The following is a 12798-nucleotide window of genomic DNA, read 5'->3' as shown; positions in this document are numbered from 1 at the left end:
CGTGCCCCCTTGCAACGGACCTTCGGGTGGACCAGAAGCCGGAGCGCGAGATCAGCACGTGCCCGCCTACCCAGCCCGCCATCAGCGGATGGCGCGTGGCGATGCGCCATTGCAGTTGCCGGTACAGCCAGGTGTCGGGACGCCCGCGCTTGAGCCGGCGCAGGATGCCGCCGCCGATGAAGACGCCCAGGGCCACGCCCAGGACGACGAACGTCGGCGCGATGGCGATCGTGCGGAACACCCAGGACAGCGGCGCACCGACCAGCAGGCCGGCGGCGCCGGACAGGCCGCAGCAGATCCACAGTTCGTCGGCGGTGAGGCCGCGCACGACCACGGGGTGGCGGTTGAGCCGATGCGGAAGGAACGTGACCGTCCCGTCCGCACGGATGTGCTGCTGGTCGGACATACCGGCCTCGCCTTACAGGATGCCGGTGGCTTCGGTGAGCAGCCAGATGCCGATCACCAGCAGCACGGCACCGATCGCGACGGTGAGGCCGAACTGGCCCCAGGTCTTGCGGCCGGTGTGGATTTCCGCGTAGGTCCCGTAGGCGTGGTAGCAGACGCCGATGAACATCGACGCCACGACCAGGAGGGCCACGAGCATGATGATGTCGTAGCCGTAGTTCCTGATCGTTTCCATGATGCCGTTGCCGGTGCCGCGGGTTGGGTTCTCCAACTGCGGCAAGCCTTGCGCGAACGACAGCGCGGGCAGCGCGGCGGCGCCCAGTGCCACAGCGGCGCGCTGGGCAAGACGGGAATGGAGGATGCGGTTTTGCATGGTCATGCCTTTCAGGTCAGGAGAGGAGGAAGAAGCTCAGGACGAGGTACATCGCGACGAAGCGGATGCAGACGCCGAGGAACTGGCGCTGGTTGAGGCGGCTCTCGGACCACCCCACGTAGGCCGTTCGGATGGCCCAGACGCCCCAGACGAGCAGGACCGCGAACACGGCGCCGACCAGGACGGTCGCCATCGCCGACGGCGCGATGCCGCTGTTGGCTTGAAATGCCGAGACCTGGGCACCGTTCATTGCTTGCCCTCCGCAGCCGTCGTCGGCGATGGCGGAGCGGACCGCTCGGTGCGGTAGTCGCCGGCCAGTTCGGAGGATCGCGCGGCTGGGCACGCGACGGTGTGAGATGGGCTTGGATGCCGGCGCGCACGCGCGCCAGGTCAGCCAGCAGCCGCGGGTAATCGAAGTGGTAGCGCTCGCCCGGCTGGACGGGGGCATGCGCGGCGCTGTCGGCGACGGTGCGCTCCAAGGCGTCGAGCTGGCGCAGCGCGGCGACCAGCTCCTGGCGCTGTGCGGGGACTCGGCCAACGCCATCGGGGACTGACCCAGCAGCAGGGCCGTCACGAGAAAAATGGGCACGCCGCGATGCGCGGCGCGCTGCCAGATCGGAGCCAACATCGCGCCATTCCTGTGTGATCAGCAATGGCTTGATCGTGGGCAGCGAGGGGCTTTAGGCCGCAAACAATAGGAACTCGCGCATGCCCGGATTGATGGCCTAGAGGTACTTCTTGAAGCTGCCTGCGGTCAGGCTCACGGCCAGTCCCAGCAAGGCGGCGCTGGGCAGCAGGATCAGCAGTGGATGCACCGAGATCGGCAAGGCCAGGTACGTGACCCACGGCAGCACGGCCAGCGGCATCAGGCTCGCCTTCGCGCGGTGGTAGATGAAGCCGGATTCCCGGCCTGCGCCGAACCGGCGCACGTCCCGGCGCACAAGACCGTCGATCAGGCCGACGAACGCCGCGGTGAAGATCAGCGGCAACGTGAGCACCAGAGCCAGCAGGCGCACCAGGAACGTGAGCGTGGTGAAGGCCGCGGCAATCAGGTAGTTCTCGGCCCAGACATAGACCTGGCTGATGTAGTAGCGGAAGTTGCGCGTCTGCCCGTGGCTGGGTGCGCGGGCGCGCTCGGCGGTCTGGCTCATGCGCTCCAGCAGCCCGGAGCGAACGAATACCCATTCGTAGCCGGTATCCACCAGTTCGTGCGCGGTGCGCCCCGGCTCCTGCACGACGACGCTACGCGTGAAGTGGCTGGACAGGTGCCCCAGTTCGTACTGCAACATCTGCTGCGAGTGCCGCCAGCCCTGGTCCTTCCAGAACAGGTGCATGCCTACGCACTCCACGACGATCGAGAACAGCAGCGAGCCGATCAGCACCCCGAGCAGCCGGAACGGCAAGGTGATGGTGCCGACGATCAGGCCCTGGCGCTGGTTCTGCTCCCGTTGTGCAGTCGAGGCGGCGTCCTTCATGGCGAGGCCTTGTTGCCGGTGTCCTCGTCGGTGGCAATGGCCACCGCGGGAGGTTCGGCCGCAGCGGCGTCATCCAGCAGGTCGTCGGGCAGGCCCGTGTCCTGCAAGGCGGGGAACTGGTGAACTCCCACCACTGCGTCGCTTCGCTGTAGCTCTGGCGCATGTACCCGGCCAGTTGCTGCAAGTCTGCCGGCATCACTTCGTCCGGGTCCGGCGCCGGCAGCGGCATGCGCACTTTCCAAAGCTGGCCGCCCTGCAGCAACGCGAAGCACTGGCCTTTCGGCAGGCCGACGACGTGAGACGGCTCGATCATCGGCACGCTGGACATGCTGATGCGGTCCTGAGTGTTCGACGTGAAATCCGTCGCCCCGCGAATGTCCGAGCTGTCGGTCGCGCCGCTGACGATGGTGGTCGTATAGACCTCGACCTTCGGCAATTGCCGGGTCAGCAGTTCGGCGGTCGCGGTCTCGCGCACGCGCAGCATGAACAGGTTGTTGAAATTTCCGATCACCTGACCGGCCTTGGCGCGGTTGCCGATGCGGGCCTCGATGTCCGAGAGGGTCTGCGTGTACGCAGTGACTTGCAGGCCGGCACCGCCGCCCTTGTTGATCAGCGGGATGAACTCGTCTCCCATCAACTCGTTGAACTCGTCGGCGTGGACATTGATCGGCACGCGCGCACTGGCCGATGCCGACATCGAAGTGTTTGGCAGGCCATCGTCGATCCCATGCTTGTAGATATGCCCGGCGACCGACACGAGATCGCTGAAAATCGAGTTGCCGACCGCTGCGGCGACCTCGGCGTCGGAGAGCGCATCCAGGCCCACATAGACGATGGCCCTCTTACGGATGATCTGCATCCAGTCGAAGATCGGGCGCGGGTCGGCCAGGTCGGAGTAGTTCGGAGCCAGGAGCTGGGCGATCTTGCCGCTGGTGAGCTTCTCCAGCAGCGGCAGCAGCGATGCGACGATCTTGTCGAAGTACGTCTTGTCGTAGCGAACCGCCGTGCGCAGGCCATCCAGCACCGGGTCGTAGTTGCGCGCCTGCGAGAGGTACTGCTCCAGCGCCACCACGCGCTTCTCGCGCCCGATCATGTTGCGCGGGATGTTCTTCTCGTTGATCTTGGCCTCGATCTGGACGATCACCTCCCAGGCCTTGGGCTCGGTCTTGGCGAAGTAATGCTGGGCGTACTCGATGAACAGCGCGTCGATGTTGATGACGTGCCGCTGGATCAGCATGTAGTCCGGGCGCTGCCCCAGCTCCACCAACGCGCGCGCAATGATGTTGACGAAGCGCCAGGCGAACTCGCGGAACGCCGCGCTGTTGCCTTCGCCGGAAAGCTGCCCCGCGACGCGGGTGGCCACCTCGCTGATGCGCCCAAAGCGGCCCACGGCGTTGTAGCGCGCGGAAATGTCCGGCCAGCCCAAATGAAAGACGTAAACTCGCCTTCGCGGCCCGCGCGCTTGGCCTCTACGTACATCCGCTTCAGGAGATCGGCATCGCCCTTGGGGTCGATCACGATCACCACCTCGTGCTCGCCCGCAGCGTTCACGCGCCGGATGTCCTGGGTCACGAACAGTTCGGCCAGCCGGGTCTTGCCGACGCGCGTGGTGCCCAGCACTAGCGAATGCCCGACGCGCTCGCCCAACGGCAGGCTGACATCCACCTCCTCGGGCTCGATGCCGTGCAGGCGCGGCAGACCGCCCACAGGCGGCAGCGGCCGCACCGGGTTGAAAGGCACGTCCCAGCCGGTGAGCGCTGGCAGCCGGGACAGCGGGAACGGCGCGAACTCCAGCCGTTCTTCCAGACGCCGCGCCAGCCGGTACGCGGGCGTCGGCTCGACGTAGCGGCGGAACTCCGGCCGGTACGTCTGCATCAGCCTATGGGTGTGCTTCTGCTCCCACAGGAAACCGCGCCCGACGAACAGCCGCTGCTGGCTGACCGGCACGTCCTTGCTGGTCATCACGTATCGAGGCAGGCGGCGGATGTTGCGCCGGTAGCGCAGGATGACGCGGGCATCGCGGTAGCGGATGGCACCGTAGGCGCCGAACGCCAGCGCGCTGCCGACGCCCATGGACGGGCTCAGCGCGAGCGACCATGGGGCCACCAGGGACAGAAACGCGGCGCCCGCGCATGCGGCAACGGTGTATAGCTCCACCGCTGGGCGTAGCAGTACCTCGACCGGCTGTTTCCCCGACATGGCTTCATTGCTCGATGCCGGTGGCCGTGATCAGCGCCGGGTAGTGCCGCAGGCCCAGACGCTCGGCCAGGTCGTCGCCGGACACAGGCGCGAGCGGCACACCGGGCACCAGGGCGCGCAGCAGCGCCAGGCCCTGCACGGTCTCGACGTTGACCACCAGGCCGACCGCGCCGCGCTCGCGCAGCGCTGCCGCCTGGCTGCGCAGCCAGGCCGGGATGCCTCGTCGTCGCCGACGACCACGAAAGGCCGCAGGCCCGGTGCCTCGATGACCCGCCGCGCGACGGTGCCGGGCGTGAGCTTGGCGCTGCGCACGGGTAGCATCGCGGCCTCGTCCGCCGGCGTGGCGAGAACCTGGGGTGTCGGGATCGGCGGCCGGGCCGGCGCGTTGGCGCGCGGCTGGAGGTTCAGGGCTTCGTAGTACGGCAGCGCCGACGCGCCGCCACGGTCTTCGACCACGATCAGCGGCTCGCCGGCAAGCGAGGCCAGCGGCAGGCCCGCCAGCAGTACGAGCAGGCCCCGCAAGGCCAGATGGGATGTCGTCATGGGGATGTCTCCTGGCGTGCGGCGAGAACCGCGGCGGTTGGGCGTGCGCCCTGCACCCGGGCGAGGTGGCGCGACACGCTGCGCCGGTAGCGGGCGGCAGGCTCGCCGCCCGCAGGACGGTGGTAGCGGCCGATCGCCAGCAACCAGTCCTCGCCGGGGGTGTGCTGCTCGCGCAGGATCTCGGCAGCGATGGCGAGGTTGCGGTACGGGTCCAGCAGGTCGCACGCGCTGGCGTAGCGCTGCTGGTGGTAGCCGAGGTTGATCTGGCCCAGGCCGGCGTCGATGCGCGTGTGCGGCGTGGAGCGCATCACCTGCTGCAAGCCCGCGCAGGCATCGGCGCGGGTTGCATAGCGGCGCGACTGGCCGGCGACATTGAGCGACCACGGCCACGGTACGATGCGCCCGTTGCGCCGGATGCCGCTCTCCTGCAAGGCGACGGCGTAGAGCACCGTCGAGGGGATGCCTGCGCGCTGTGCGGCGAGCTGGTAGGCCGGTGGCGGAACCTCCTGGGCCTGGGCGACGCAGGCGCACAGGCCAGCGGCGAGCATCAGTGCGCGCAGGAGTGCGGCTATGGCTGGCGCTGCCATTGGCCGTTCACCTCGCGCACGACCGCGGGCAAGTCGCCGGGCAGGCCCAGCGACAGCCAGCGGCCGCCGTCGTGGTTGAGCGTGATGGTGCCGCTGCGCACGCGCGCCGGATCGACGTTCGCGCGTTTGGCCCAGTCGCGGATGCGCGCATCGTCCTGGCGGCTGCCGACCATGTACAGGTCGAACTCGGTCCCCGAGGATTGCAGGCGCTGTACGAGCTGCCCGCAGGCTTCGCAGCCGTCCTTGACGAACACCGCCGTGCGGCCGGAGCCGCGCGTGGCTCCCGCGACCGGCTTGTCGTCGGGCATGTTCACCCGCTGCATGCCGGGGTTCAGACGCTGCCAGGCCTCGTCGTAAGCCCTCTGGTAGGCGAGCAGCTTCTCCACGCGGCGCGCTTCGACCTGCACCTGCAGCTCGGCGTAGCGGCGCCGTTCTTCATCGGTGCGCGCCTCGATGCCCAGGGCCGACAACGGGTCCAGGTTGGGCGAGTAAATTCCCAGCGGCCCGTCCATCAGTTCGCGGTAGCGCGTCCACTCCTGCGGTTGCAGGCCCCAGTCGCTCGCCACCCGGTCGTCCAGAACGCGAGCGGCCAGCGGGCGCTCCTGGCTCTGCGCATTGCGGGCGGGAGCCGTGGCGGGCTGCTGCCCCCACGCGGGCCCCTGGGTGGACGCCAGCAGGAGCGCGGAAAGGATGATCGATGGCTTCATGCGATCTGCTCCGGTCAGGAATCGCCACGCGGCGGGTCTGGTCGCCGGCCTGGAACACCGCGGTGTTGCCTTCGATGACCTGCAAGCGCCACGGGCCGACGGCATCGCCGGGTAGCAGCACCTGAAGCTGGTCGGGCGTGAAGTCGCCACTGCTCGGCGCGACGGACACGCTGCGCTCGCCGGCGCGCAGTTCGGCACCGACGATGCGGAACGGGAGCGGCGGGGGTTCAGACTTGGCGGCTGACTTGCTCGGTGCGCGCGGCTGGGCGGGTACTGCGGCGCGTGCGGCGGTCTGGCGCGCCTTGACCTGCTCGACTTCGGCGCGCAGTGCCTGAAGATCGTCGGCAGCGGCATAGGCGCTCAGCGATTTCTCGACCTGGGCCGCGCGTGCTTCCAGGATTTGGTGGGTGTCTTTGAGGTCTGCCGCCGTGGCGACAGCCGGACGCTGCTGGATGGCCTCGATGTTCTCGGCCAGGCCTGTCGCCTGCGCTTCGAGGCGTTGCAGGCGGGAATCGAGGCGCTCCTGGTCGGTCTGGTCGTTCATCGCCTGGTAGCCGAGGGCGACGAGGACACTCAGGCCGATCAGCCAGAGCCACATCAGGCTCTGCACCACCACGGCGGCCGTTGAACGATGGGCGGGCTGCGGGGCGTTCATGGCTGGCCTCCCGATGCCGCGGGCGCCAGCGGGAACGTCTGCACCACCTCGGCGGCGGGCGGCGCGGGTACGTTGTCGGCGGTCATGCTGTCGCCGGGCCGCTCGAAGCAGACTTGCCGCGCGCGGTCATCCGCGTGCAGTTCCCAGGCCGGACCAGCCAGGGTGAGCAGCGCATCGCGCAGGGTCATGGGACCGAGGTGCAGGTGCACCGCCGGCAGTGGCAGTGCGTACAGCTCGATCACGGCGTGCGCCGTCTGGCACAGGCCGTAGCCGCTGCGCTTGAGCACATGCCGTAGCCCGTCGCCGACCGTGGCGCGGGCATCCTCGGGCATCGACACGTCGATGGTCTGCAACAGCAGGTCGCGCTGCGCTGCCGTCGGTGCCAGTTCCACGAGGGTGTAGCGGCCGTAGCGCACGACGGGGATGTAATCGGGCGCCTCGGGTACGGGCGCGGCCGAGATTTCCTCGATGGTGTCGGGCGCGACCGGCGCGCTCGTCGTGGCGCAGCCGCCAGCCAGCACCGACCAAAGCAGGCCGAGAAAACCCGCCAGCAGGCGGCGTTCGGGATGGTGAAACCAGGGGGAGAGGGGCACATGGCGCGTCGTCCTGAAACATCGAGCCCTCACCATCGCCGCTCGGGCCACGAGCGGCAGCAAACAATGCGAACCAGGCAGCGCCCGATTTCCCGGCAGCCTCCTCCAAAGAAAAAGGCCCCCGAAGGGGCCAGTGAAGATGCAGCCACGTCCACGGAGACCGTGGGCGTGGCTGCAAGGTGGAACAATGGAAAGCCGGCGGCGCGAGGCCGGCGTTGGCGTGGGGATCAGGCGGCGACAAGTTGCCGGGCCAGTGCGACCTCGACGGAATCACCGTCTTGGTTGAGCACATCGAGGCCCGATTCGGGCACGTCGCCCGAGGTGGACTGCGAGACCATGATCTTCTTGGCCATCAGCTCCAGGCAGGTCATCTGCGAGGAACCGGCGTAGCCCAGGTAGATCACGCGCACCGGCTGTTTCTGTCCGATGCGCCAGGAGCGGCGTGCCGCCTGCTGGAGCGAGTACACGTTGTAGCCCGACTGCATGAAAACGATCGTCGGGAAGTCCAACAGATCCAAGCCCGTCTTGACCAGCTCGGGGTTGGTGATGAGCACGTCGATGCCACGGTCCAGTTGCTCGGCGATCCAGTCCTCGCGGCGGCTGGCGTCCACGCTTGCGCGCAGCACCGCCACCCGAAAGCCTTCTTGCTCCAGCAATACCTTCAAGCGCGACGTGGTGTCGCGCGTGCCGGTATAGACCGTGTAGGCCAGAACCTTGCGGCCCTGCGCCTTCTCTTCCTTGCAGATGTCGATCAGCTCGCGCTCTTTCGGCGTCACCTCGAACTCGTTGAACTGAGCCGGGACGAACGCCAAGGTGTTGCGCGTGCGCGGATGCACTACGGTTTCCGACCGGAAGCAGCAGTCCGGCCAGGCCAGCAGCACGTTGAGCACCACACCCAGCAGCGTCGTATCGCGTCGCGCCAGAGCCTGTTTCAGCTCTGCGGTCAGCCGACCCGCCAGGTCGCGGTAGGCCGCGGCTTGCGCCGTGTCCATTGCGACTTCGCGGAACTCCTCGTCATACGGCGGCAGGACGTTGCCGCCGATGTCCTTGAGCTTGAGGAAGATCGTGAACGGCAGGATGCACCGCAAGACCCCTTTGGCCCGAAGCCGGGAGCCTTGACCGTGCGCACCGATACCTTGGTGCCCCTGGCCGTCTTGTGCGCCGTGCCGGTGCTTTCGGAGTAGATGTCCTTGAGGACCCCGTGGTCCCTCATGAACGCCATGGCCGCCGAGGTCATGCTGCCGCTCGTGGTCGGGCGGTAGCCGTCTTCGATCATCCGCCCAGGCAGGGCTCGGAACAGCAGGTAGAACAGGTCGTCCCCGTAGCCGCCCATCAGCGTGCCTGTCAGCAGCAAGGTCTTGCGAGCCTTCGCCGCCAGCACGCCCATAGCCTGACCCTGGGCACTGCCACCGTTCTTGTACTCGTGCGCCTCGTCCGCGATGCACAAGTCGAACGTGCCTTGCGGCAGATAGCGCTTGATGAACTCGGACGGCTGGTAGCCGCCTTCGCCAAAGCCGAACTCCATGTTCGCCATCGCTCTTTCCATGCGATGCGCCTGGCGGTCAGAGAAGACCAGTTCGCCGTTGCCATCCATCAAGTTGATGAACTCGTGGATGTTGTCGCCCAGCATCGACGCCAAGAACCCGTCGCCGAACTTCTGCATCAGCTTCTGCGCAGTGACTTCCCCGATCGTCGGGATGCGCTTCAAGGCTTTCAGCACGGCCGAGGACTGGTCGCTGCCGGACAGGCTGCGCGGGCGGATCAGTGTCCACAGGGGGCGGCGCAATGGCTGCACTTCCTGCGGTATTCCTCGGCTTGGAGCGCGACCGGGTTGACCGGCTCGCCGTCGAGGTCGGTGATGACCGTGCCGCAGTCCGGGCACGCCGCCACGTTGCCGTGACGGGTACGCCGCTGGGTGAAGACGGGCTTCCAGTGGAACCCCATCCGCATCCTGACCCGGCCCAAGACAAAGAACTCCTGGCCCGTGGGCTGGACATTCAACTGCTCGCGCAGCTTGATGAGCTTGACGAGCGTGTCCGGCCCGTTGAGCACCCACACCTTGGCGCCTGCCACCGTCTCCTGGATCTCGCGCCGCCACTTGTAAACAAGGTGCGGCGGCGAAAGAACCAGGGTGCGGCGGTAGCCTTCGGCGTTGAGCACAGCGGCCGTGGCGATGCCGACGGTCGTCTTGCCGCAGCCCATTTCGCCATTGACGATCGCGGCGCGTTCGCCACGGTCGATCAGCAGCTCGGCGGCGGCGTGGACGACTTCGGCCTGGGCCGGGAACAGCTTGCGCTTGAGGCTGGCGACGACGAGTTGCCGGTGCGCCTGCGGCTGGCCGTTATAGACCGGCGGGTTCGCGCTGTTGAGGGCGTCGAGCAGTTCGTCGCCGAACTCGCCGACGAAATCCTGAAGGCTCAGGGTCAGAGGGGAAGATTCCGCATCGAGCAGTTCGCCCTGTACGGGCGCGGCTTCAACGGCAGTGGTTTCGAGATCGAGGGACATGGTGATGCTCCAATGAAAAATGGGGCATGCACCACCCCAGCGGGGCAATGGCATGCCCCGCAGTGGGAAGGAAATCGGCGCTTGGCCGAGGTGGTCGAAGTTGCCGGCCGTGGCGGCCTGCTGGTGAATCGTGCTCAGTCTTCGGACGGCAGCACGATGACGGTGGCGCTGCGCTGCGCATCGGTGACGATGCGGATGGCCAGCCCCGGATGGATCACGTAGCGGGATTCCAGCGATGCACCGGATTGCAGTGCAGTGCTGTTGGCCTGCCATTGCTGGATGTTGACGTCGCCCCAGTCGCCACGGGTGTGGCGCCTGAAGTACGGGATCGGGTCGAGGCGACCCGTTCGGACCAGGCGATCGATGCCCCTGCTGAAGATGAGCGCACCGATTGGAAACGCCAGCCTGTGGCAGTAGGTTTCAATGCGATGTGATGCCATGGGCTCCTCCTTGATGAGTCATTGAGCCACGACACCCTGGCGGAGTGAAGTGGCTCCGGCAGGTGGATGAAGACGACAATGGTGCTGTCAGATCATGTCCCGTTCTTCGGGAAGCTGGATCACCGTGGTCTGGTGGTCCTCGCTGGTTTTGACGATCAACACCAGTTCGGGCGTGATCCTGAAGTGGGAGATCATCGGATCGTCCCCACGGATTGCGACATCGTTGGCTTGACGGGTGGCCTCATCGGTCTCGCCCCAGTCACCGCGCACATGGCGCTGGACAAGAGCCAAGGGGTCGATCAGGCCTTTGCGGGCCAGCCAATGCACCTTTTCGCTCAACTGCAACGTACCTGGTGCGAACAACGGTTGCTTCTGCGGCGCGGGCCGCTTGAACAGGCTTGAGAACATGGGTGTTTCTCCTTCGAGGTGGTACAGCAGGACGGCAGCGCGTCCGGTGGACTAACGGATGGTCAGGACCTCGCCCCGTGTCGCGGAGCCAGGCGTCATGTCCCACGCGCGGATGACGGGTACGAACTTGTCGGTGAGGATGCGGGTCTCGGCGATCGAGCCGTCTTCGCGTTCGGTGAATTCCCGCTGGAGCGTCTTGTCCTTGTGGGTGTCACCTTTGACGACGAGCACGCGCCCGGTCTTGGAGCGCACAACCCCGAGATCGCGCCCGCGGCCAGAGCCAGGGCGAGATGCCAGTGGGACAAGGCACGCGCCGGTGGACGCAGCGATTGCTGCGCGGCCCCCAGGTGCGTGTCCAGCGACGGCCAGAGGCCTTGCAGCCGACCGACCTCATCGGCGAACTGCTCCGGCTCCATCGTCACGCGGAAGAAATGCTCCGGCTCGGCCGGACTGGCGGGGACGATGTACGGCAGGAACGGCCAATCGCTCGGCAGTTCCTCGGCTTCGACTTCGCCAAGCCCAACCTGCAGCAGCAGATTGCGCACGGCCTTGACGCCATCGGGTGCCTGCTCGCGCTGACGCACCCTGCGACCGAAGATCACCACCTGCTTGAACTGCGTTTCCACCGCTCGGTAGATCCGCAGGTCGGTGTAGTGGCGCGTCAGCCAGCCGACCAGCTCCGCGTCGAGCACGTAGCCGGGGACGATGAAGACCAGCACGCCGCCGTACTGCAACAGCGACAGGCTGCGCTGATAGAACAGTTTTTCGAGGCGGGCACGACCCTGGCCCTGATAGCCGATGTTGCCGTTGACGTCCTTGGACAGGTCGCCATACGGCGGGTTGAGCCAGAGCAGTCCGAACGACTGCTTGGAGACCATCGTGTCCATCAGGTCCGCGTGCAGGCAGTGATCGACCAGGCCACGGGCATGGCGTGCCCGCTCCGCGTCGAACTCAACGGCGAACGCCTTGGCCTGCTCGCGCCCGAGGGCGTGGGCGGCTTCGGCGATCGCTACGCCTTCGCCGGCGCAGGGATCGAGGATGCACATCGGCCCGTCGCTGGGCATCAGTGCGTTGAGGGCTCTTTCGAGCGTGGGTTCGTCGGTCGGGTAGTAACCGTTCTTGGCGAAATTGCGGGCGAGCCGCGGGAACATGAGGGCCATGGAAGTCTCCTGGTTGGCGGGGATGAAGGGCGAAAGCACGCCTTGGCGTGCTCTCGCGGGTGGGTCAAGCCGCTACCGCTTCCGGCGTCCAAATCTTGGCCGGATACGGATAGGCGGTGAGCACGTCACTGCGGATCAAGGAGCCCAGCGCCAGGGTCAGCGCCGGCACGTCGATGGCGAGCCGATGGCCTTCCAGCGGCCCGAGGGCGAACGGAAGGCGGGCCAGCATCTCGCGGGTCTGTAACAGCTCCAGCACGGTTTCGCGCCAGTGGTCGAGCAGCGGCAACGGGCAGGTGTCCCGCACCAGCATCCACAGGCGGTCAAGCCTGTGGGCGCTGTCGCGTGGCAGCAGTGCCAATGCGCTGGCGTTGGCCTTGTCGGGCTTGACGCAGCGCCGGTCGAACAGCCACACGTTGGACAGCGAGCCGAACAGCGTCCGCCGGTACGCGCGCGTGATGCGCTTTTCCAGGCGATCGACGTTGCCGATGAATACCGGGACGCTGCCGCCCTGGTCGGTGATGACGTGGAACTGGTCCAGTCCCTGCTCGTCGCGCCCGAGGGTCAGGCGAGCGAGGAACTGCTGGACGGCGGTGTCCCGCGCCCAGATGGACAGGAAGATCAGGTTGCCCTGGTCATCGCCGACGCAGGCGTCGGCCATCACGTCCGGGCATTCGTCGATGCGGTACAGCGTGGAAGAAGTGTTTGCGGGCATGGTGGTGTCCTCGGATGAACGGGAACAGCACCGCCC

At 67.1% G+C, this 12798-nt stretch carries 9 protein-coding genes and 7 pseudogenes; 1 reads left to right on the top strand and 15 read right to left on the bottom strand.

What is annotated here, in order from left to right; translation table 11 throughout:
* Positions 1 to 4 precede the first annotated feature (4 nt).
* From H0I39_RS07995 to H0I39_RS07955, 9 genes and pseudogenes are all read right to left on the bottom strand, one after another.
* A pseudogene (locus H0I39_RS07995) lies at positions 5 to 406 on the bottom strand (TIGR03750 family conjugal transfer protein); the annotation flags it as partial.
* A gap of 12 nt (positions 407 to 418) precedes the next feature.
* Entirely contained in the window at positions 419 to 778 is a 360-nt protein-coding gene (locus tag H0I39_RS07990; RefSeq protein ID WP_023095489.1) for a TIGR03745 family integrating conjugative element membrane protein, read from the bottom strand.
* 16 nt (positions 779 to 794) lie between these two features.
* A complete protein-coding gene (locus H0I39_RS07985; protein ID WP_003821106.1) occupies positions 795 to 1028 on the bottom strand; it encodes a TIGR03758 family integrating conjugative element protein in 234 nt (77 codons plus the stop codon).
* Positions 1025 to 1406, bottom strand: a pseudogene (locus tag H0I39_RS07980) (integrative conjugative element protein, RAQPRD family). Before H0I39_RS07980 ends, H0I39_RS07985 begins: the two are co-directional and overlap by 4 nt.
* A gap of 97 nt (positions 1407 to 1503) precedes the next feature.
* The gene (locus H0I39_RS07975) at positions 1504 to 2253 is read right to left on the bottom strand and encodes a TIGR03747 family integrating conjugative element membrane protein (protein WP_180550123.1); all 750 of its coding nucleotides are present in this window, start codon (positions 2251 to 2253) and stop codon (positions 1504 to 1506) included.
* Positions 2250 to 4452: pseudogene (traD, locus tag H0I39_RS07970) on the bottom strand (type IV conjugative transfer system coupling protein TraD). The gene H0I39_RS07975 and the pseudogene traD overlap by 4 nt, the downstream one beginning before the upstream one ends.
* A 4-nt stretch (positions 4453 to 4456) precedes the next feature.
* A pseudogene (locus H0I39_RS07965) lies at positions 4457 to 4995 on the bottom strand (integrating conjugative element protein).
* Complete coding sequence (locus H0I39_RS07960; protein WP_033448807.1) at positions 4992 to 5582, bottom strand: transglycosylase SLT domain-containing protein; 591 nt, start codon at positions 5580 to 5582, stop codon at positions 4992 to 4994. Before H0I39_RS07960 ends, H0I39_RS07965 begins: the two are co-directional and overlap by 4 nt.
* Positions 5564 to 6289 (bottom strand): TIGR03759 family integrating conjugative element protein, encoded by a 726-nt coding sequence (locus H0I39_RS07955; RefSeq protein ID WP_180550122.1) that lies wholly within the window; start codon positions 6287 to 6289, stop codon positions 5564 to 5566. The genes H0I39_RS07960 and H0I39_RS07955 overlap by 19 nt, the downstream gene beginning before the upstream one ends.
* A 403-nt stretch (positions 6290 to 6692) precedes the next feature.
* Between H0I39_RS07955 and H0I39_RS24605 the strand changes: the two genes are divergently transcribed.
* A complete protein-coding gene (locus H0I39_RS24605; protein WP_444547268.1) occupies positions 6693 to 6917 on the top strand; it encodes a hypothetical protein in 225 nt (74 codons plus the stop codon).
* A gap of 23 nt (positions 6918 to 6940) precedes the next feature.
* On the opposite strand, the pseudogene pilL2 reads toward H0I39_RS24605, so the two are convergent.
* The 6 genes and pseudogenes from pilL2 to H0I39_RS07920 all read right to left on the bottom strand — a co-directional run bounded on the left by pilL2 (position 6941) and on the right by H0I39_RS07920 (position 12762).
* Positions 6941 to 7539 (bottom strand): annotated as a pseudogene (gene pilL2 / locus H0I39_RS07945) (PFGI-1 class ICE element type IV pilus protein PilL2).
* A gap of 225 nt (positions 7540 to 7764) precedes the next feature.
* Positions 7765 to 10042, bottom strand: a pseudogene (locus H0I39_RS07940) (helicase-related protein).
* A 134-nt stretch (positions 10043 to 10176) separates the two neighbouring features.
* Positions 10177 to 10482, bottom strand: coding sequence for a hypothetical protein (locus tag H0I39_RS07935; RefSeq protein ID WP_033448819.1), 306 nt, complete (start codon positions 10480 to 10482; stop codon positions 10177 to 10179).
* Between the two features lie 87 nt (positions 10483 to 10569).
* Positions 10570 to 10890: a hypothetical protein gene (locus H0I39_RS07930; RefSeq protein WP_033448821.1), complete on the bottom strand. Its 321-nt coding sequence runs from the start codon at positions 10888 to 10890 to the stop codon at positions 10570 to 10572.
* Positions 10891 to 10941: 51 nt separating this feature from the next.
* Positions 10942 to 12050, bottom strand: a pseudogene (locus H0I39_RS07925) (DUF6094 domain-containing protein).
* Positions 12051 to 12114: 64 nt separating this feature from the next.
* Complete coding sequence (locus H0I39_RS07920) at positions 12115 to 12762, bottom strand: hypothetical protein (RefSeq protein WP_180550121.1); 648 nt, start codon at positions 12760 to 12762, stop codon at positions 12115 to 12117.
* Between the last annotated feature and the right edge of the window lie 36 nt (positions 12763 to 12798).

This window comes from Ottowia beijingensis, from assembly GCF_013423955.1.
In the GTDB taxonomy this organism is placed as follows: domain Bacteria; phylum Pseudomonadota; class Gammaproteobacteria; order Burkholderiales; family Burkholderiaceae_C; genus Ottowia; species Ottowia beijingensis.
This window is presented reverse-complemented; position numbering and strand designations above follow the sequence as displayed.